Annotated in this window: 19 protein-coding genes; 15 read left to right on the top strand and 4 right to left on the bottom strand. The window is 62.3% G+C overall.

Annotation, left to right across the window (positions count from 1 at the left end):
* The first annotated feature begins 130 nt into the window (after positions 1–130).
* Positions 131–913, top strand: a complete 783-nt coding sequence (locus tag M0D64_RS04865; protein WP_266256845.1) for a response regulator transcription factor — start codon at positions 131–133, stop codon at positions 911–913.
* A gap of 18 nt (positions 914–931) precedes the next feature.
* On the opposite strand, the gene M0D64_RS04860 is transcribed toward M0D64_RS04865, so the two are convergent.
* A complete protein-coding gene (locus M0D64_RS04860; RefSeq protein WP_266256844.1) occupies positions 932–2,065 on the bottom strand; it encodes a histidine kinase in 1,134 nt (377 codons plus the stop codon).
* A 284-nt stretch (positions 2,066–2,349) separates the two neighbouring features.
* Here M0D64_RS04860 and M0D64_RS04855 point away from each other — a divergent pair, with 284 nt between their 5' ends.
* The 13 genes from M0D64_RS04855 to M0D64_RS04795 all read left to right on the top strand — a co-directional run bounded on the left by M0D64_RS04855 (position 2,350) and on the right by M0D64_RS04795 (position 13,929).
* Positions 2,350–2,982 carry an SCO family protein gene (locus tag M0D64_RS04855; protein WP_266256843.1) on the top strand — a complete coding sequence of 211 codons (633 nt, stop codon included), beginning with the start codon at positions 2,350–2,352 and terminating at the stop codon, positions 2,980–2,982.
* Positions 2,983–3,012: 30 nt separating this feature from the next.
* Positions 3,013–3,702: a response regulator transcription factor gene (locus M0D64_RS04850; RefSeq protein WP_266256842.1), complete on the top strand. Its 690-nt coding sequence runs from the start codon at positions 3,013–3,015 to the stop codon at positions 3,700–3,702.
* Positions 3,703–3,869: 167 nt separating this feature from the next.
* Positions 3,870–4,319: a type II secretion system major pseudopilin GspG gene (gene gspG / locus M0D64_RS04845; protein ID WP_200652037.1), complete on the top strand. Its 450-nt coding sequence runs from the start codon at positions 3,870–3,872 to the stop codon at positions 4,317–4,319.
* 63 nt (positions 4,320–4,382) lie between these two features.
* Positions 4,383–5,585: a type II secretion system F family protein gene (locus M0D64_RS04840; RefSeq protein ID WP_171928180.1), complete on the top strand. Its 1,203-nt coding sequence runs from the start codon at positions 4,383–4,385 to the stop codon at positions 5,583–5,585.
* Between the two features lie 151 nt (positions 5,586–5,736).
* On the top strand, positions 5,737–7,368 hold the full coding sequence (locus tag M0D64_RS04835) for a GspE/PulE family protein (protein WP_266239539.1): 1,632 nt from the start codon (positions 5,737–5,739) through the stop codon (positions 7,366–7,368).
* Complete coding sequence (locus tag M0D64_RS04830; protein ID WP_266256841.1) at positions 7,349–8,236, top strand: hypothetical protein; 888 nt, start codon at positions 7,349–7,351, stop codon at positions 8,234–8,236. Before M0D64_RS04835 ends, M0D64_RS04830 begins: the two co-directional genes overlap by 20 nt.
* Positions 8,233–8,763: a hypothetical protein gene (locus M0D64_RS04825; protein ID WP_154564727.1), complete on the top strand. Its 531-nt coding sequence runs from the start codon at positions 8,233–8,235 to the stop codon at positions 8,761–8,763. Before M0D64_RS04830 ends, M0D64_RS04825 begins: the two co-directional genes overlap by 4 nt.
* A complete protein-coding gene (locus tag M0D64_RS04820) occupies positions 8,760–9,335 on the top strand; it encodes a hypothetical protein (RefSeq protein ID WP_266256840.1) in 576 nt (191 codons plus the stop codon). The genes M0D64_RS04825 and M0D64_RS04820 overlap by 4 nt, the downstream gene beginning before the upstream one ends.
* Positions 9,332–10,087 (top strand): hypothetical protein, encoded by a 756-nt coding sequence (locus tag M0D64_RS04815; protein WP_266256839.1) that lies wholly within the window; start codon positions 9,332–9,334, stop codon positions 10,085–10,087. Before M0D64_RS04820 ends, M0D64_RS04815 begins: the two co-directional genes overlap by 4 nt.
* 144 nt (positions 10,088–10,231) lie before the next feature.
* A complete protein-coding gene (locus M0D64_RS04810) occupies positions 10,232–12,349 on the top strand; it encodes a type IV pilus secretin PilQ (RefSeq protein ID WP_266256838.1) in 2,118 nt (705 codons plus the stop codon).
* Positions 12,350–12,358: 9 nt separating this feature from the next.
* Entirely contained in the window at positions 12,359–12,898 is a 540-nt protein-coding gene (locus M0D64_RS04805; protein WP_266256837.1) for a type II secretion system protein, read from the top strand.
* A 9-nt stretch (positions 12,899–12,907) separates the two neighbouring features.
* Positions 12,908–13,297, top strand: a complete 390-nt coding sequence (locus M0D64_RS04800) for a type IV pilin protein (RefSeq protein ID WP_266239504.1) — start codon at positions 12,908–12,910, stop codon at positions 13,295–13,297.
* A gap of 35 nt (positions 13,298–13,332) precedes the next feature.
* The gene (locus M0D64_RS04795) at positions 13,333–13,929 is read left to right on the top strand and encodes a type II secretion system protein (RefSeq protein WP_266256996.1); all 597 of its coding nucleotides are present in this window, start codon (positions 13,333–13,335) and stop codon (positions 13,927–13,929) included.
* A 233-nt stretch (positions 13,930–14,162) separates the two neighbouring features.
* On the opposite strand, the gene M0D64_RS04790 is transcribed toward M0D64_RS04795, so the two are convergent.
* Complete coding sequence (locus tag M0D64_RS04790) at positions 14,163–15,305, bottom strand: porin (RefSeq protein WP_266239502.1); 1,143 nt, start codon at positions 15,303–15,305, stop codon at positions 14,163–14,165.
* A gap of 299 nt (positions 15,306–15,604) precedes the next feature.
* On the opposite strand from M0D64_RS04790, the gene M0D64_RS04785 reads away from it, so the two are divergent.
* On the top strand, positions 15,605–16,411 hold the full coding sequence (locus tag M0D64_RS04785) for a MetQ/NlpA family ABC transporter substrate-binding protein (protein WP_154564715.1): 807 nt from the start codon (positions 15,605–15,607) through the stop codon (positions 16,409–16,411).
* A 155-nt stretch (positions 16,412–16,566) separates the two neighbouring features.
* Here M0D64_RS04785 and M0D64_RS04780 read toward each other — a convergent pair whose 3' ends face one another.
* Together M0D64_RS04780 and M0D64_RS04775 are read right to left on the bottom strand one after the other, a co-directional pair.
* Complete coding sequence (locus M0D64_RS04780) at positions 16,567–17,682, bottom strand: succinylglutamate desuccinylase/aspartoacylase family protein (RefSeq protein WP_266256836.1); 1,116 nt, start codon at positions 17,680–17,682, stop codon at positions 16,567–16,569.
* Between the two features lie 310 nt (positions 17,683–17,992).
* The gene (locus M0D64_RS04775; protein ID WP_168435873.1) at positions 17,993–18,775 is read right to left on the bottom strand and encodes an ABC transporter substrate-binding protein; all 783 of its coding nucleotides are present in this window, start codon (positions 18,773–18,775) and stop codon (positions 17,993–17,995) included.
* Positions 18,776–19,126: the final 351 nt, after the last annotated feature.

The raw sequence follows: 19,126 nt of genomic DNA, 5'->3' as shown, positions 1-19,126 counted from the left end.
TGGCTGCATAGCAAGTGAAAGTTAGGAATTCGAAGGTAGGGGATGTAAAAAAGACGAGACATGCGGTGGGCGCCGTTTAACGGCTGCACAGCCTTGTCGCGACCGGTTCCTGGCTGCCAGGGGTAAAAACATGAATACCAAATGCCGCGTCTTGATCGCCGAAGACCACGATCTGCTACGAAACGGTCTGCGCTCGATGCTTTCGGCGCAAGGGGGCTATGACGTCATCGGCGAAGCGAGGGACGGCAAGGAAGCCTGTCAAATGGCGATGACGCTGAATCCCGATCTGATGCTGATGGATCTGTCGATGCGAGGCATGAACGGAATCGATGCCAGCGCGGCGATCAAACGACGATCGCCGAACATACGAATCGTGGTGCTCACGGTTCACCAGAGCGAAGAGTATGTGCGTGAGGCACTGCGCGCCGGCGTCGAGGGTTACGTGCTGAAAGATGTATCGTTCGATGAACTCCTGGCCGCCATGCGCATGGTGATGCAGGGGAAGAAACATCTGAGCGCCGACGTGTACGGGTACATGGTCGACTCGTTCGTCACGGGCCGCGAAGTGCACGCGCCAAAGAAGGCGTGGGACGTCCTGACGGCGCGGGAGCGCAGTGTGCTGAAGCTGATCGCCGAAGGGCGTACCAACCGGCAGGTCGGGCAGTACTTGAATCTCAGCCCGAAGACGATCGAGAAGTATCGAGCCAGCATGATGCACAAGCTCAATATCGCCAATCTGACGGAACTGGTCCTGGTCGCCATCAGCATGGGCCTGCTGACTTCTCTGGCCGAGAAGTGCTCCGAGCCGAACGTTGACGATACGCCTGTCCGCTTGCAGGCCGAGCCGGATCGACCGCCGGAGTCGCCTGAATACTCGGGAGAGCCCAAGTACGGGCTGGGCGGGGCGTGCTGAGCGCGAACGGAACTTGCGCTAGGCGGTCCATGCCGCCGAGACCAGCGTTCCGCTCGTACCGAACGACTGGATTGAAAACTTGCCGCCGTGCGACTCGACCCGGTGTTGCATGCCGATGAGGCCAAGCCCGGTTGTGCAGGCGTCTTCTGTCGACAGCGGGCGGTTTTCGTAGCCGATGCCGTTGTCCAGAATCGTCATCAGGAGGCCGCCCGCAATGCGCCGGAAACCGAGCGTGACTTCCGTGGCCGCTGCATGCTTGACGGTGTTGTTCAACGCTTCCTGAGCGAGCCTGAATATGTCGGCCTTCAGATGTTCCGGCACGTCCTCGTCGCCGACGTCGCAGTTGAACACAACTGAGACGTTTTCGGCGCTGCGCTCGATGCGCCGGCATAGTGAACCCAGTGCGCCGGGCAAACCGAGCTGATCGAGCATCAGCGGACGCAGTTCGCCGCATATCTGCCGCACGTCGCCGATCGTCTCGCGGATTCTGAGCACGGTTGCATCCAGCAACTGGGCCGCGTCGTCGACCTGCCCGCGGCGTATCCGCATCAGCGCGTCCTCAGCCATCAGCTTGACGAGCGTCAATGCTTGCCCGAGACCGTCGTGCAGTTCCGCCGCAAGGCGCTGACGTTCTTTCTGTTGACCCATCGTTAGATACGTCAGATGGTCCCGCGCACTCGCATCGGGCAAACGCGTGGCATTCGCAAGTTCGGGTCCGGAGATCAGCGGTTCCTCAAAAAGCGTCAACAACGCACTGCGCCCGGTCTCGCCGGTGGGGACCGACTGCTGGTGCAACATGAGCTGGATCGGGTGGCCGGTGCGGCCGCTGAGTACCGCAGGAAAGGAGTGAAATTCTCGGTGAGCGCTCACGGACAATTCGCTCGCGAGCGGCGCCCAAAAGCTGTTCGGCGCCATGTCGGCGAGTTGCTTGCCGACCAGGTCGGCATTCGAGTAGCCGAGGAGGGCCGCCGCAGTGCGGTTCGCCGACAGGAACGTTCCATCTGACGTGAGAATGGCAAGTGCCGCGCCGCGCGCATCGGTGACGTTGGCGGTAGCTGGTTTGTGGGTCCGGGCCACAATGCAAAGCTTGCGCATGGCCTCGATCAGGTCGGCCAGCTTCATCTGCAATCCCGTGGGCTCGTTTGCATCCATTGGAGATCCCGATGCGTTTTCTTAAGGAAACCTTAAGGCTATAAGTAATTGTAGGCCTCGACTAACCCTCGCTGCAACCGGGCAAGTACTGAGTCGCGATGTGGGGACACCCCGGCTGAACGAGGCGGGTTTTCCCGCTGGCGGACATGCCCTACCGTGCTTTGGGGGCTCTCATCCAATGACGCTCGCGCACAAATTCATGAGACTGAATATGCACGGTGGCGCGCCTTTCATGCGCTCACGCGGGTATCGACGCCGTGTTCATGATACTTCTGGAGCCAGCGATGAGAACGACCAAAGTAGTCCTGATCGGCGCGGTTCTGCTAGCCGGCGCCGGACTGGCAGGTCCCGCGGCATGGTGCGCGTCTGCCGCAGATGCCGCCGATGGCGCCGACGCGCATATGCATCATCACATGATGTCGGGCACCATGCGCTCGACTGTCGACTATACGCTGCCGCCGGTGAAGCTGGTCAGGGACGACGGTAAGACGGTCTCGTTGATCGATGAATTGAACGACGGCCGGCCGGTGATCCTGACTTTCATCTACACCACCTGCACCACCATTTGCCCCATGGTCAGCCAGACGCTCGAGAAGTTGCAAAGCGAGTTGGGCGGCGACCGGGACAAGGTGCACATCGTGTCGATCTCGATCGATCCTGAGCAGGACACCCCGGCACGCCTTAGAACGTACGCAGCCCGATTCGACGCGGGTCCGGAGTGGCAGCACTACACCGGCACCGTCGAGGCGAGCATTACGACGCAACGCGCCTTCAACGTCTATCGGGGCGACAAGATGAATCACACGCCGGTTGCATTCCTGCGTGCGGCGCCCGGAAAGCCGTGGCTGCGTATTGACGGCTTCGCGACGCCAGCGGAACTGCTGAGCGCCTACCATGACGCCGTTGCGTCCAACTAACCGCGCACGGTGCTGTCAGGAGCGACGAAATTGGCTAAACAGCATCGTGTGCTGATTGCGGAGGATCAGCATCTTCTGCGCAGCGGCCTTTGTCGCATGGTGTCCGAACTATGCGACTACGTCATCGTTGGTGAGGCGTGCGACGGACTCGAAGCATACCGGCTAGCGATCGCGACGATGCCCGATCTCATCCTGATGGACCTGTCGATGCCGGGCGGAAGCGGTTTCGAGGCGATCGCCGCAATCAAGCGCCGCGCGCCGCGGATCCGCATCATTGTCCTCACCGTTCACCGCAGCGAAGAACACGTGCGAGAGTCGTTTGCCGCGGGCGCCGACGGCTATGTGATCAAGGACGCGTCTTTCGAAGACCTGGTCGGCGAGATGCGGCTTGTCATGCAGGGCAGGCACAACACGAGTCTCGACGTTCTCGGCCGCTGTGCCGATTCGCTGGACCTCGCTGCGGGTACCCCGCAAAAAGCACACCTCTGGGATGCATTGACCGGCCGCGAGCGGTCAGTGCTGCGACTCGTTGTCGAGGGGCACACCAATCGGCAGGTCGGCGAGCACCTGAAGCTCAGCCCGAAAACGATCGAAAAGCATCGCGCGAGTCTGATGCGCAAGCTGGGCATCACGAACGTGACAGGTCTTGTGCGCATCGCAATCGACATGGGTGTGCTGACGCTGCCGGACGAAGAACGCGTGCATCAACCCTCCGCATAAGCGCGGCGCAACTGGAGGGTCTTTACCCATGTCTTTGGACGGCTCTCCCTACTTCTTGCCCGTATCGACCTGAACAAGAATGCATTCAACGGCTTCGGCAATGCCGAAGCGGTGGGTCGATACAGGGGGGAGCTGTGCACACTGAATTGTCCGCTATCAAGCCCGGCATGCCCGGGCGTCCGTGGCAGTGCGTCCGCCTCGAAAGGGGCGCGCGACGCAGCCGCGGTTTCACGCTGCTCGAGCTGCTCGTGGTGATGGTCATCATCGGCTTGCTGGCAGGTCTCGTTGCTCCCCGATATTTCGAACAGGTCGGCAAGTCGAATACGAAGATCGCGCGCGCGCAGATCGTTTCGCTGGGGCAGGCGCTCGATCAATACCGGCTGGACGTCGGGTCCTATCCGTCGACCGAAGAAGGGCTGCAGGCGCTCATCGCCAAACCGCAGGATGCGGCGCATTGGAGCGGGCCGTATCTGGCGAAGGCGGTGCCGGTCGATCCGTGGGACCGCCCGTACCAGTATCGTTCGCCGGGTGAGCACGGCGACTACGATCTGTTTTCGCTTGGCAAGGATGGACGAGGCGGTGGCGTCGGTGAGAACACGACCGTCTCGTCGTGGTAACGGTGCGCCGCGCGGTCGCCGCGACGCTGGGCCGGTAGTGGGTGGTTTGCAAGGAGAGTCGACGTGAAGTACGTGCTGCGTGTTTTCGATACCAGTGGTGCGGTCCAGACGCTTCGCATCGATAGCGATTCTTCGTCGACTGCTGCGTCGCTTGCACGCGCCCGCGGTCTTCGCGTCGTATCGGTTCGCGCCGACGCCGCACGGCGGCACTACCGGAAGAACTGGGCGGCGCTGCCCGGCGCCAGGTTCAACGTCGAACTGTTCGCGCGCGAACTCGCGGCATTGCTCGATGCAGGCGTCGGTGTCGTCGACGCATTGCGCACGCTTGGCGGCAATGAGCGCCGCGAGGCTTCGGCGCAGGTGTACCGGGAGCTGTTGCGGCTACTGGAAGAGGGGCAGTCACTCTCCGCGGCGCTCGAACACGCGAGTCACATCTTTCCACCGGTGCTGGTCGCCTGCGTGAAAGCCAGCGAGCAAACCGGCGGCCTCGCGGATAGCTTGACCCGCTACTCGCGCAATAGCGCGATGCTTCACGAACTGCGCGGCCGGGTGGTGTCGGCAGCGATCTATCCATCTGTTCTGTTGCTGGTGGGCGCGGCGGTCGTGCTGTTCCTGCTGGGCTTCGTCGTGCCGAGGTTCGCGACCTTGCTTGAACACAGCGGGCGCGAGCTGCCGCTGCTCTCGCGCTTGCTGATCGCCTGGGGCAGCATGGTGCACGCCCACGGGGCGGAGTTGAGCGTCAGCCTTGCCGTGCTGGCGGTGGTGGCCGGTTTCGCGCTGCGCAGACCTGCGGTCCGGACCTGGATCACCGATCGCATGCTTGCCCTGCCGGGCATCGGGCAACACTTCCGTGTCTTTCGCCAGTCGCAGTTTTATCGCACGACCGCCATGCTGGTCGACGGCGGTATTCCCGCCGTGCGCGCGTTCGATCTTGCGCATGGGCTGGTCGGCCGCGCGGACCAGGCCGCACTCGCAGAGGCCCTCCAGCAGGTGCGCAACGGCACAAAGATCTCCGACGCGTTTCAGCAGGGTGGACTCGCCAACCCGATTTCCTACCGGCTCCTGACGGTGGCGGAGAAGACCGGCGGTCTTGGGCCTGTTCTCGACAGAATCGCTGCGTTTCAGGAGGCACAGGTGTCCCGCACGATTGATCTGATCTCGCGTTTGATCGAACCCGCGATGATGATTTTTATCGGTGTGGTGATCGGTGGAATCGTCGTGCTGATGTACATGCCGATTTTCGAAATCGCATCGAGCATTCAATAGACCTTCCTGGAGAAAAGACGTGGATTCCGTCAGCACAACTCTGGCAAGCCTCAATGCTGAACCGCGTGCCGAACCGCGTGTCGAGCTGCGCGACGCACTGCGAACGCTCGGCGAGCGGCATGGTTCAGGCATTCGTGCGCTGGAGGAGTTGATGACGCAGACGGCGCTGAGCGCGGACGAGATGCGCGCCCAGTTGGCCGAGCAATTTCGCATGAAGCCGATCAGCATGCGTGAGTTGAACCAGTACGAGCCCGATTTCGACGTGATGTCGTTCGTCGAAGCGACGACTCGCCTGTGTGTGTGCTTTCGCGAGGCAAGCGGCGCAAATGGTACAAGCGGCACAAACAGTGGCAACGGTCTTCTGTTCGTCATCGCCGATCCGCTCGACGCGCGCACGCGAGGCTGCGTCGAACACCGCATGCGCTCACGGCCGACCGTGCCGTACGGCTGGGCGCTCGCCAGCGCGGGAGACATCAGCGCGTATCTGGCCGTGCGCGAAAAAGACGTGCGGGCGATGGATTCGCTCGCGTTCGACGACCCGATCCAGAGTGCAGTCGATCCGTCTTCGCTTGCGTTGACGCTGCAGGGCATCAGCAGTGACGACAGCCCGGTGGTGAGGCTGCTCAACTCGACGATCTATGACGCGCTGAAGATGATGGCAAGCGACATCCACCTCGAATGCCGTGCCAGCGGTTTGATGATCAAGTGCCGCGTGGACGGCGTGCTGACTGTGGTCCGCCGGGTGGAAGGCCGCGATGTCGCCGACCAGGTCCTGTCGCGCGTGAAGGTGATTTCCGAACTTGATATTGCCGAGCGCCGCGTTCCGCAGGACGGGCGTTTCAAGGCGCAGTACGCGGGACGTGACATCGATTTCCGCGTGTCGATCATGCCGAACCAGTTCGGCGAGGACGCGGTGCTGCGGATCCTCGACCGCTATCAGCTCTCGCAGGCTTCCGGCGGTCTGACGCTCGAGGCACTGGGTTTTCAGCAGGCCGATACACGCTTCATGCGCTCGGTCGCATCGATGCCGTATGGAATGCTGCTCGTGACCGGGCCGACCGGCAGCGGCAAGACGACGACGCTCTACGCGATTCTTACTGAAATCAACAACGGCCTTGAAAAGATCGTGACGATCGAGGACCCGGTCGAATATCAGTTGGGCGACATCTTGCAGATTCCGGTCAACGAAGCGAAGGGGCTGACGTTCGCGCGCGGACTGCGGTCGATTTTGCGGCATGACCCGGACAAGATCATGGTCGGCGAAATCCGCGATCCGGAAACCGCGCAAATCGCCGTGCAGGCAGCGCTGACCGGTCACCAGGTGTTCACCACCGTGCACGCGAACAACGTGTTCGACGTGATCGGCCGCTTCACGAACATGGAGGTCGATCCGTACAGCTTCGTGTCCGCGCTCAACGGCGTCGTCGCCCAGCGTCTCTTGCGGCAGTGTTGTCCGGATTGCACAACCGATGAGGCGGTCGACGCGGACACGCTGGTCCGTTCAGGCATCGATCCGGATACCGCCGGCAGTTATTTGTTTCATCGCGGCACGGGCTGCGCGGCGTGCCGCGGCAGCGGGTACCGCGGACGCCGCGCGATCGCGGAAGCTTTGCGCATGAACGACGAGTTGCGGCAACTGTTGTCGGAGCGCGCGCCGCTTGGAGCTATCAAGGCGGCAGCAATGCGCTACGGCATGCAGTCGCTGCGTACCGCCGCGGTCGAACTTGTGAAGCGCGGCGAAACGACTCTCGAGGAGATTAACCGTGTCACGATGGTTGAATAGTCCGCTTGCAATCGGAGTCGGCACACGCGAGATTGTCGTCGGTGCACGCATGCCCCGGCTGTCGCGCCTGCGCAAACCGGCATCTGCCGCCGAGCCTGCCAGCGTTGCGATTCCAGAGGCGCAGTGCTGCACCGAACCGGGCGCACTCGATGCGCTGCGCACAGCGCTTGCCGACACGCTCATCGCCACGCCCGCGGCGGATGCCGCGTCAGTGCAGCAGGAGGTTGTGCAGAAGCGCAGCGCAACCATCGTGCTGGATGATTTCTGGGGCAATCACGCGATCTTGCGCGGCGACTTCCGCGCGCTGCGCGCGCGCGAACTCGAAGAGATCGCCTTAGCCTATTTCACCGATACCTACGGGATTGACGGCGCGTCGCTGGTGGTGCGGTTCAGTGTGCAGCGCGGCGGCCGGGCTCTGTTTGCCAGCGCGATGTCGCGCGAACTGCTTGACGGTATCCACGACGTGAGCGCGGCCGAACATGTCGGGATTGGCCGCTTGACGCTATGCCTTCCGGAGATGCTCAATCGCGTCGGCGATGCAGCCGAGGGCGGTGAGGCGCTGCTGCTGTTCGTCGCGGACGAGCAGATGCAGGCGGTCATGATCGAGCAGAATCGCTGGGTCGCCTACGACACACAGCGCCTGTTTCCGGGTGATGCGGGCGACGCGTCCCGGCTGGCCGAACTGGCCGAGCAGTTGTTCGAACGCTCGGCGACGCGGGCGAGCCTGAAGCACGAAGACTGCAAGATCCATCTCTTCGGGGTCGAGACCGAACTGGCGCCGTTCGAAGCGCGTTTTGCGGCGGCAATCCGGCAGACGCCGACAACGGACCGCTCGCCTGCGCATCGGCTGATGGAGTGTGCACAATGATCCCGCGCCTTGACCTCGACTTCAGTGGGCGCCGCGCCACCCCCGCGGCGGGCGGCCTGATCCTGCTGTGCGCCGCTGCCGTGCTGTTGCTCGCAAGCGGCGCGCGGCTCTGGCAAGCGCACGCGGAAAACGATCGCGCGCAGGCGCAACTGGAGGCCGTCCGGCAGCAGACAATGGCAAGCCGGCATTTGCTGAAGGCGCCGCTGACGCCGGCCGCCAGGCTCGCGGAAAAGCAGAGTCAGTCGGTTCTGCGGGAACTGACCGTGCCGTGGCAGGACCTCTTCTCGATCGTCGAAGACTATCCCGATCACGATGTCGCGCTGATCGGCATCGATCAGAACCCCGCGCAAAGCCAGATCCGTATCACGGCCGAGGCGAAGAACTTCGACGCGATGATCGCGTACCTGAAGTATCTGCAGAGCAGCGTTCTGCTGCGGGAAGCCGTGCTCAACGATCACCTGATCGAGACGAACGTGCCGGGCAAACCGGTGCGTTTCCAGATCACTGCCGTCTGGAGGAAGTCATGAAAGCGGACCAGCTACAGGACATGCTGTTGACGCTGCGCTTCGAGATGCGGCGCGCGTTCGGCCTGCCGGGACTGCTCGGCGCGCTGGTGATCGGCGCGGCCGCCATCGTGTGCGCCTCAACTCCCAGTGTGGACGCCGGGACGCGCGAAATGCACGAGATGCAGGATCCTGCGCGCGTCGCGCGGACGGGGAACGCGCATCACCGTGCCGGCGAGCGCAGCGAGCCGGCAGATGCGGTTGTGCTCGATACCTTGCCGGGACTGTTCCCGGGTTTCACGCAAAGCGCGAGCGATATCGCGGTGATATTCGCGCAGGCTCGCGACAGCAATCTGACGCTCGGCTCCGCCGAATATCAGGTGACGACCGAAGCCGGTGCGCCCTTTACGCGGTATCAGGTGCTGTTGCCTGTCAAGGATCAGTACAGCGCGATCCGGCATTTTCTCGCGGCAGTCCTGAACAACGTGCCCAATGCGGCGCTACAGGCGATCCACGTCGAACGTCCTGCGGTCGACGGCAACATTCTCGATGCGCGGGTCCGCTTCGAACTCATCTATCGGACGGCGCAACCATGAACCTCGCTCTGGTCAAACGCGTTCGAACTCATCTATCGGACGGCGCAGCTTTGAACCTCGCTCTGGTCAAACGCGTTCGAGCTCGTCTGCCGGACAGCGCAGCCGTGAAACCCGCTCTGGTCAAACGCGTGTTGCTGACGTTCTGCGCGATCGCCGCCGTCGGGCTCGGATATCGCGCGCAGGTGGCGGCGACCCAGACGCCGACGGTGCTTGCCGCGCTCCACGGCGCGAGGCATGACGACATGCAGGCGCGGCCGGCTTCCGTTCATCTCCAGTCCACCACATCGGCCGCGTCCGCAGCTACACACGCAACTACGCACGCAGTTGCGCCGGCCCCGGTTCCTGCGTCGCACGTCGGCGCCGCCAACGCGAAGCCGACGATAGCGGCGACGCCACGCGCAAGGCTGATCTCCCTGCGCGCGCCTCTGTCCGTCGAATCGACCAACAATCCGTTCGCCGCCTCTTCGTGGCTTCCGCCGCCGCCTCCTGTCGAGGTGCCGGTCGTACCGGAGGTGCGAGCACCGGCGCCGACTGCGCCACCCGTGCCTTTCACGTACGTGGGCGAGCTGGATGCGAAAGCGGCCAAGCCGCAGGTATTTCTTAGCAACGGCGAGCGGTTGCTAATTGTTTCACCGGGCGAAGTTGTCGATGACCAGTACCGCGTCGAGTCGGTTTCGGAATCCGACGTGGTGCTGACCTATCTACCGCTTAACCAGACGCAGTCCGTATCCATACCAAGAGAGGCAAAGTAGATGACAACCTCACGCACACGGGGTGCGGGCCGCAATGGGGACAGCGGCCCAGCGAACCATCTCTTGCCACCTGTCCCGTTCCGTGCTCAGCGCAGGCCAATCGCGGGGGTCGCGAGAAAGCGTGCGCTCGCGGTCGCTATCTCCATGCTTGCCGTCAGTGGTTGCGTGCAAATGCCGATCCTGCAGAACACTCCAACCGGCGCCGAGGCGAAACTCAACTATCTGCACGACCGCAATGATCAGGTCAACGCGCTACTCGATCAGGCCGACCAGTTTCGTCAGAGCTACCAGTTCGATGCCGCGATCCAGAAGCTTTATGCGGCAAGCCAGATCGATCCGACCAGCGAACGCGGCCGCAAGATCGGCGCGCTGATCGACCAGGACCGCCGGGATCTCGCAACCCTGCAGGAAGCGGACCGCATGATGCAGCGCGGCTCGTTTGGGCCGGCGTCCGATCGCGTGCACCGCGTATTGCTGACGAATCCGACCAATGCGCTCGCGTTGCAGATGCAAAAGGAAATCGACGACAAGATTCGGCAGCAACGCGCGGACAAGGACGAGCAGCGTGCCGCATCGTCGATCATGCGTACCCCGATCACACTGCAGTTTCGCGATGCCAATGTGCGCATGGTCTTCGAAGCGTTGTCGCGCACTTCGGGATTGAACGTCATCTTCGACCGCGACGTTCGTGCGGACCTGAAGACGACCATCTTCGTGACGAACGCGTCGCTGCAGGATACGGTCGATATGATCCTGATGCAGAATCAGCTCGACAAGAAGCAACTCAACGCGAATACGCTTTTCATCTACCCGGCGACGCCGGCCAAGCAGCTTGAATATCAGGAATTGAAGGTACGCACGTTCCAGTTGTCGAATGTCGACGCCAAACAGATCCAGTCGCTGCTGAAGAGCCTGCTGAAGATCAAGGAAGTCGTGATCGACGAGCGCGCGAACACCGTGACGATCCGCGGCACCCCGGACACCATCAAGGTTGCCGAAGAGATGATCGCCGCGCAGGACTTGCCCGAACCGGAGGTGATGCTGGAAGTCGAAGTGCTGGAGGTGTCGCACGAACGCCTGTCCAATCTCGGGATCGAATGGCCGAACTCGTTCTCGGTGTCGACACCGTCCACGGTGGACACATGGGGCGCATTGCACCATCTTCCCATCAATGCGCTGAATGTCAGCGGTCTGTCCGCGACGGCGAACTTCAAGCTTACGGATACCGACGCGAATTTGCTGGCGAGTCCACGCATCCGGACGCGCAACAAGGAGAAGGCCCGGATCCTGATCGGCGACAAGTTGCCGGTGATTTCGAGTTCCAGCACGCCCAGCACGAGCGGTCCGTCGTACACGCAAATGATTCAGTACATCGATGTCGGTATCAAGCTCGAAGTGGAGCCGCAGGTCTATCGGGATGGCGACGTCGGCATCAAACTGAATCTCGAAGTCAGCAATATCACCAATACGATCCAGAGCGGCAATTCGCAAACGGGTCTGAGTTCGCTCGCCTATCAGATAGGAACGCGTAGTGCGTCGACAAGCCTGCGTCTGAGAGACGGTGAAAGCCAGATTCTCGGCGGGCTGATCTCGGATCAGGACCGCAGGTCGGCCGACAAGGTGCCCGGCCTCGGGCAGTTGCCTGTGCTCGGGCGCCTGTTCTCGGACCACAACGGCGACCATGTGAAGACGGAGATCGTGTTGCAGATCACGCCGCACATTGTCCGGCCGCAGCTCGCGGCTGATGTGGACACGCAGGAGGTCTGGTCCGGCACTGACGTCAATGTGCACGCCGACCAGCTTCGGCTCGATCCCGTCATGGCCGCCGCGGCGGTGCCCGGAGTGCCTGCTGTAAAGCCGCTGCCGGGCAGCGTAGGCGGTGGCATGACAGGTGGCAAGTCCGCTCAAGCCGGCGCAGCGGCGAACAGTTCGACGACGGTGCCCGCGACCGGTTCGTTTGGGCAATTGCCGCCGCCGCCGCGCACGACGCCGCCACCCGCACCCTACGGAGGACGCTTTGCGCCGCAATCGACCGCGCCGGCGCCGGTGCCGGTTCCCAATGCGCCGCCGGCAGCGGAGCAGGCGGGAGGCGAGGCCGAGCCGGGCGCTGGGGCGAATGCGGCGCCGGCGGCCACCCAGCCGCCCGCGCCTGCCCCGGCGGCACCCGCACCGGCACCCACGCCCCCTCCGTCGATCCTGCAGATGCCGCCGGGTGACATGCCGACCGAGAACCCGCTTCGCTCGATTCAAAACGGGTATTGAGGCGTGGCCATGCCGAAGAACACGGTCCACTCGGGTAGCGCAAGCCGGCTCGATCAGCGTGGGTTCACGTTGATCGAGCTGGTGATCACGCTCGCGCTCGTGTCCATCCTGGCGCTCGCGATCATGCCGTTCTCCGAACTGATCGTGCAGCGTCAGAAGGAACAGCAGTTGAGCGCCGCGTTGCGCGAGATTCGCACGGCACTCGACGCCTACAAGGATTCGAGCGACGCGGGGTTGATCGACAAGGAGGCAGAGGCGTCCGGCTATCCGGCGTCGCTGACCGTACTCGTGACAGGCGTACCCAATGCGAAGGATCCGAAAGGCAGTCTGTTGATGTTCCTTCGCCACGTGCCGCGGGATCCGTTTTTTTCCGGCGATCCGGAAGCGGCCGCGGAAGACACCTGGAACGTGCGGTCCTATGGGGTGCCGCCGGATCAGGCCGGTGCCGATGCGCCGTCGGGAAACGATCAGGCCGGCAAGGATGTGTTCGACGTATCGTCGAAATCCGATCGCGCCGGCATCAACGGCGTTCCGTACAAACAATGGTGACGGTGCATCATGAAACCCGCTTATACGCGCAGATCCCGCGGTTTTACGCTGATCGAACTGGTTGTCGTGATGGCGATCATTGGCCTGCTTCTGACGATCGCGCTGCCGCGCTATATGCACAGCATCGAACGCGGCAAGGAGCAGGTCCGGCAGCAGAACGTCGCGGTGATGCGCGATGCGATCGATAAATACTACGGCGACAACGGCCAGTACCCGGATACGCTCGATGAACTGGTGACGAAGCACTATCTGCGGGCGGTTCCAACCGATCCGGTCAACGGCGACGACAAGTGGGCGGTGATCGCCTCGCCCGATGAAACCAAGACGGGTGTGTACGACGTCGTGCCGGCGAGTAGTCCGCAGGGCACGCCAGCCGATCCAGCAGGAGCAGGCAAGTGAGTCGCGGCGCTTTCTCAGTGCGAGGCGGCGCGCGTATTCCGTCGGCATCGAAGCGGGCTGCGTGGCGCCGAACCAGGCCTCGCGCCGTGCGCCAGCGTGGGCTCGTGCTGCTGGCGCTATTGATCGCGCTGACGCTGATGTCGATCGCGTTGGCGGGCGCGCTGGATGTCTGGTCGTTGGAACGGCGGCGCGAGCAGGAGAAGCAACTGTTATTCGTCGGTGACCAGTACCGGCAGGCGATTGTGCGGTATTACCGCGTCGGCCGCGTCTATCCGGCGTCGGTCGACGATCTGCTGGACGACGCGCGCTTTCCGGTTCCGATGCATCATCTGCGTCAGGCATACCCGGATCCGATCACTGGCAAGACCGATTGGCTCTTCTTGCGGCAGGGCGATCGCTTTTATGGCGTGTACAGCAGCTCGGAGGCGCCGACGATCAAGCGCGCGGAGTTTCCGCGGCGATATGCAGACTTCGAGACGGAGCAGACTTATGGCGGGTGGAAATTCGTCTATCTTGCGCCGGGGCTGCGCAACACGCCCACCAATGCTGTTACCCCAGCGCCTGGTCGTCCGGTGCAGACCTTTAGTCCACAAAACGGTATGGGACGCGTTCCGTCGAGACTGACTCGATAATTGATGAGACGCTCGAAGCGAGGCAGCCGGCGCCGCAGCGGCTTTGTCATGCGGGCAGTCTGGCGTGGATGCGGCGGCAGCGCTGGAAGTGGCGGGGTGGCGCAAGACATCTTTAGATCAACGCGGGGGCTTGAAAAACCGCCGCCTTAAAAGAAAAACGCCCCGCAGGGCGTTTTCCAGAACCTCGGGGACAGCAAGGAACTCGCGCTCCTCACCGACAAGGCAAAACTCGCTTAGAACTTGTGACGCAGGCCTGCGCGAACTGCCAGTTGCGTGCTTGCGCCTGCCACCGGCAGGAAGCTGCTCGTGCTGGAGCCGATCTGCGCTTGCAGACCGGTATTCTTCGACGTCTTGCCCGCAGCAGCCTGATAGACGCCCAGCAGGTACACGTCGGTGCGCTTGCTCAGTGCGTAGTCGACGCTGGCGTCGATCTGATTCCAGTGACCGTTGGTCTGATCCTTGGACTGCATGTACGTGTAGCCCAGCGCGCCCGTCAGTGCCGGCGTGAATGCGTACTTGCCGCCTGCTTCGTACGCGTTGAACGTCGTCATGTGACCGGTAATCTGCTCGATGTTCGTGTGCGTCCAGAGAGCCCACATCGTTGCCGCGCCGATCGAGTACTTGGTGCCGACGCCGACCGTGGACAGGTCCTTCGCCGTACCGCTGATCGCCGAGTTTGCGAGCGTCGTCGAGAAGGTGGTCGGCGATGCCGAACCCGGGTAGCGGATGTCCGTGTACGCAGCGCCGATGCCGAACGGGCCGTTCGCATAGTTCACGCCAAAGCTGTAAACCGACGATGAACCGCTTGCGCCCGGCGCGCCAGCAAATGCACCAGCCTGGTTCGAGAAGCCGTACATGCCGCCGAAGGTCAGGCCCGCGAAGTTCGCGCTGGTGAACTTGACCGCGTTGCTGACGCGGCTCGACGTGAGCTGGTCGACATCGTTGATGTGATAGCCGTAGTTACCAGCGACGGTCTGGCTGCCGTTGCTGTACACGCCACCCAGAAAGTCGGTCGAGAACGAGTATTGGCGACCGAACGTGAGCGTGCCGATGCCGTTCTGCGACAGACCGACGTATGCCTGACGGCCGAACAGCGAGCTGCCTTGGCCGAGCGCGCCGGTGCCGGAGTTAAAGCCGTTTTCCAACGTGAACAGCGCCTTCAGGCCATTGCCGAGGTCTTCAGAACCGCGCAGGCCCCAACGGCTGGCTTGGGCGACACCGTCGCCGTATTGATAAAGCTTCTGGCCTTGGGGGCCAGCATGGTTGACATAGGTGAAACCGGCATCGATCAAGCCATACAGCGTGACGCTGCTTTGTGCGTGTGCGGCGGTGGCGAAGACGGCGAGCGTAGCGGCGGCCAATACTTTCTTGTTCAAGACTTTCTCCGATTAAAAATTAAGCGATCACCACGCCGTACTCTTTGGTAAGGTCGTGCGATGGCCCGCAATTTAAGGGAACGCAGAGTAAGGTATGTGACAGCTTTGCTTATTTTTGAAATCTGTCGCGCCGGCGCGACACTCACATAGCGTTGCCAGTTGAAATCAAGCAAGGCACGCCGCTCATAAGCTTTTTCCAGATCGTGCATATAAGCGTGTGAAAAACGATTGGTTTTCGGGTGCATCGGGGGCATGCGAGGATCCGCACCTACCAATCAAAATCGCTTGTGGGGAAACGCATGCAACGCCGCAAAATCATCCAGAATCTGCTCGCTATCGCCGCCGTTTCGCTTACGGCAACGTTTGCGCACGCTGATGACAAACAACTGAAGATCGGCACGATGAGCGGCCCGGACGCACAAATCTGGTCGGTCGTGACCAAAGTGGCGGCGCGCGAAGGGCTGAATGTGAAGGTCATCGAATTCAACGACTACGTGCAGCCGAACGCGGCGCTCGACTCCGGCGACCTCGACGCCAACGGTTTCCAGCACCAGCCGTTTCTCGATAGCCAGATCAAGCAGCGTGGCTACAAGATCGTCAACGTCGGCCTGACCTACGTTTCGCCGATGGGCTTCTATTCGAAGAAACTCAAGTCGCTGAAGGACTTGCCGGAAGGCGCGAAGGTCGGCATCCAGAACGATCCGTCGAATGGCAACCGCGCGCTGCTGCTGCTGCAGAAGTACGGCGTGATCAAGCTGAAGCCGGGCGTCGGCACGAACGGCGTCAATGCCACGCCGCTCGACGTCGCCGAGAATCCGAAGAAGATCAAGCTGGTGGAGCTCGACGCCGCGCAATTGCCGCGCTCGCTCGACGACCTCGACGCGGCGTCGATCAACACGGACTACGCGGTGAAGGCCGGCTTGCAGCCGACGAAAGACGCGATCGCGATCGAGGACCTCAAAGGTCCGTACGCGAATCTGATCGCCGTGCGCGCGCAGGATCGCGACAAGCCGTGGGTCAAGAAGCTGGTCGCGGCGTACGAGTCGGATGAAGTGCGCAAGTACATCGACACGCAGTTCAAAGGCGCGATCATTCCGGCTTTCTGAGCGGTTTTATAGGCGGCTTTCCGGCCGCCTTTGAGCACACAGCTCTTTCGCAACAGACCCGTAAACGCAGAACGCCCGCAGAAATAGCGGGCGTTCTGCTTTGCAGGCACAGCTTCCGCAGATGAATCCTGGGAAGGCACAGCTTCAGGTGTTCCTCAGTTGCTCAACAACGACCCGCTTCTGAACGCCTTCGCACCGGCAATGCGCGCGAATTCCAGCCCGGCCGTCGCGAAGCGCGTCAAATGCCGCGCATATAGCACGCCGGCTACGGTGCTCTTCAGCGTGACGACGCGATCGGTCAACGGATCGACGATATCGGCGATCTCATGGCCGACATCGACCCAGGTACCGACTTCACAGCGATACACGAGCACACCGCTGATCGGCGCGACGATCGGCTCGGCGCCGGCCAAAGGCGTGGCGGCGAATTCGAGCACCGGCAGCGGCGCCGGTGTGCCGTCGATCACGCCACGCGAGGTCAGGTACTCGATGATCGCCTGAGCGTCACGCTCCGCGTACTCGTACGACACTTCGCGTTGACCGCGCAGCTCGATCGTGACCGAGACCGAGCCGTTCGGAATCGGGAAACGCTCGCCGTAACGGCCGCGCAGATCCGACCAGCAGAAGCTGTGGATTTCGTCGAACGGATTGCCCACCGAATTCAGCGCCAGCAGCGACGCCTTGGCGTCCAGATAGCAGGCGAGCGGCTCGACTTCCGGCCACAGGTCCGGGTTCGTGTAGAGGTGCATCGCGGCTTCCCAGTCGCAGTGCAGATCGAGCACGACATCGGCGTCATACGAGAGCTTTTGCAGCGCCAGACGTTGCGATTCGAGTTCGGTTTCTGGCTTCTGCGCGTCGAGCGCTTCACGCATCGCCGCGCGGATCGCCGTGCGATTGGCGTCGATGTTGTCGGTCAGGCGCGCTTCGATGCCGGGCTGAATCAGCGCCGACAGCTCGTAGAAATTGCGGTTGAAGTTCTGCGCGCTGTTGGTCTCGAAGCGGCCCGTCAGATGGCCGAGAAAGTGCTGATTCAGGCCGATCGGATTGGCCACCGGCACGATCACGACTTCGCCGCGCACCTTGCCGGCAGCTTCCAGCGCGGCGAGCTTGCGGCGCAACGCCCACGAAACCAGCATGCCCGGCAACTCGTCGGCATGCAGCGACGACTGGATGTAAATCTTCTGCCCGCCGCCAGGACCATAGTGAAAACTCGTCAGATTACGGGCGGTGCCGAGCGTCGGGGCAATCAGCGGATGGGTTTGGGTTTGCATGGTTTTCAAATCCGCGGGCATCTGGGGCGTGCCGCGCTATGTCGTTGATTACAAGGGGAAAGGGTGTCTAAAGGTCGGTCATTGGTGGGCGGGTTCGCAGCGCCTCTAGCGCACGATCTTAGCCGATATGACGCGGCGCGTGGTCTTATGCGGCGCGGCCCGGAGCGCACGGCGCGCGGGCCGGCCGGTCAGCTTCGATCGCAGTCCAGGCGGCGCGGCAAAGCGGTCCCGCAAACGAAACGGGCTCCGCGTGATGCGGAGCCCGGTTTTTGCGAGCCGGCAAGCGCGCCGTCAGGCGCGCGTGGCTGGCTTAGCCGCCGTACACGTCGAAGTCGAAGTACTTCTTCTCGAGCTTCTTGTACGTTCCGTCCTTGATGATGTCGGCAATCGCCTTGTCGACCTTCGCCTTCAGATCGGCGTCTTCCTTGCGCATGCCGATGCCTGCGCCGTTGCCGAGGATCTTCGGATCGTCGAGGTCCTTGCCGACGAAGTCGAAGCCCGCGCCGCGCGGCGTCTTCAGGAAGCCGATGTCAGCTTGCACCGCGTCTTGCAGCGCTGCGTCCAGACGGCCCGACAGCAAGTCGGCATAGACCTGGTCCTGGTTCTGATACGGCACGACCTTCGCGCCCTTCGCTTCCCAGTACGTCTTCGCGTAGGTTTCCTGGATCGTGCCTTGCTCGACACCAACCGTCTTGCCCTTGAGCGAATCGGCGGTCGGCAGGATGCCCGAACCCTTCTTCGCGACGAGGCGCGTCGGCGTGTTGAACAGCTTCGACGAGAAGGCGATCTGTTCAGCGCGTTGCGGCGTCATGGACATCGACGACAGCACGCCGTCGAACTTCTTCGCCTTCAGGGCCGGGATCATGCCGTCGAAGTCGTTTTCGACCCACACGCACTTGGCCTTCAGGCGCGCGCAGATTTCATTGCCGAGGTCGATGTCGAAGCCCGCGAGCTTGCCGTCCGAGCCCTTGGACTCAAACGGGGGGTAGCTGGCGTCAACGCCGAAACGGATTGTCGACCAATCTTTAGCGTGTGCGCCAATCGAGACGGTTGCAAGCAGAGCAACCGTCAAAGCCGCTAGCAGTTTTTTCACTGTTTAACTCCTCGGTGTAGTTCGAATACTCCCGTATGCGGTTGTGCCGCTGCGGGACGCCCGGCGCGACTCACGACCAGGCTTGGGTTGAAGCTGCCGGCCGGGGCGGCCAGCAGCGCGCGCCAAGCTTATCAGTTCAAAAAGATAGGGTAGTTAGTGAAACACCGGATAGCGTTCGGGAATAGCTTCTAAAGCCTGAATGTGGTGGAGATTCGACGGCGCCGCCATGCGTCTTGCATGGCCTTGGGATGCTACCTGTTGTCGTGTAAAGAAGCCGTAATGAAGTTGGCTAACCACGGCGCGTTGCCGGCGTACTTCGCAAGACGCGTTGTACCGGCAAAACCAGTATTC

Source organism: Paraburkholderia sp. WS6, from assembly GCF_030464835.1.
GTDB lineage: Bacteria > Pseudomonadota > Gammaproteobacteria > Burkholderiales > Burkholderiaceae > Paraburkholderia > Paraburkholderia madseniana.
The sequence above is the reverse complement of the archived record's forward strand: the minus strand, read 5'-3'. Positions and strand labels throughout refer to the sequence as shown.

Bases quoted from the DNA above. Each gene is read 5' to 3' on its own strand.
- M0D64_RS04865 (WP_266256845.1), top strand. From the start codon at position 131: ATGAATACCAAATGCCGCGTCTTGATCGCCGAAGACCACGATCTGCTA.
- M0D64_RS04860 (WP_266256844.1), bottom strand. From the start codon at position 2,065: ATGGATGCAAACGAGCCCACGGGATTGCAGATGAAGCTGGCCGACCTG.
- M0D64_RS04855 (WP_266256843.1), top strand. From the start codon at position 2,350: ATGAGAACGACCAAAGTAGTCCTGATCGGCGCGGTTCTGCTAGCCGGC.
- gspG (WP_200652037.1), top strand. From the start codon at position 3,870: ATGCCCGGGCGTCCGTGGCAGTGCGTCCGCCTCGAAAGGGGCGCGCGA.
- M0D64_RS04835 (WP_266239539.1), top strand. From the start codon at position 5,737: ATGACGCAGACGGCGCTGAGCGCGGACGAGATGCGCGCCCAGTTGGCC.
- M0D64_RS04825 (WP_154564727.1), top strand. From the start codon at position 8,233: ATGATCCCGCGCCTTGACCTCGACTTCAGTGGGCGCCGCGCCACCCCC.
- M0D64_RS04820 (WP_266256840.1), top strand. From the start codon at position 8,760: ATGAAAGCGGACCAGCTACAGGACATGCTGTTGACGCTGCGCTTCGAG.
- M0D64_RS04815 (WP_266256839.1), top strand. From the start codon at position 9,332: ATGAACCTCGCTCTGGTCAAACGCGTTCGAACTCATCTATCGGACGGC.
- M0D64_RS04810 (WP_266256838.1), top strand. From the start codon at position 10,232: ATGCTTGCCGTCAGTGGTTGCGTGCAAATGCCGATCCTGCAGAACACT.
- M0D64_RS04805 (WP_266256837.1), top strand. From the start codon at position 12,359: ATGCCGAAGAACACGGTCCACTCGGGTAGCGCAAGCCGGCTCGATCAG.
- M0D64_RS04800 (WP_266239504.1), top strand. From the start codon at position 12,908: ATGAAACCCGCTTATACGCGCAGATCCCGCGGTTTTACGCTGATCGAA.
- M0D64_RS04785 (WP_154564715.1), top strand. From the start codon at position 15,605: ATGCAACGCCGCAAAATCATCCAGAATCTGCTCGCTATCGCCGCCGTT.
- M0D64_RS04780 (WP_266256836.1), bottom strand. From the start codon at position 17,682: ATGCAAACCCAAACCCATCCGCTGATTGCCCCGACGCTCGGCACCGCC.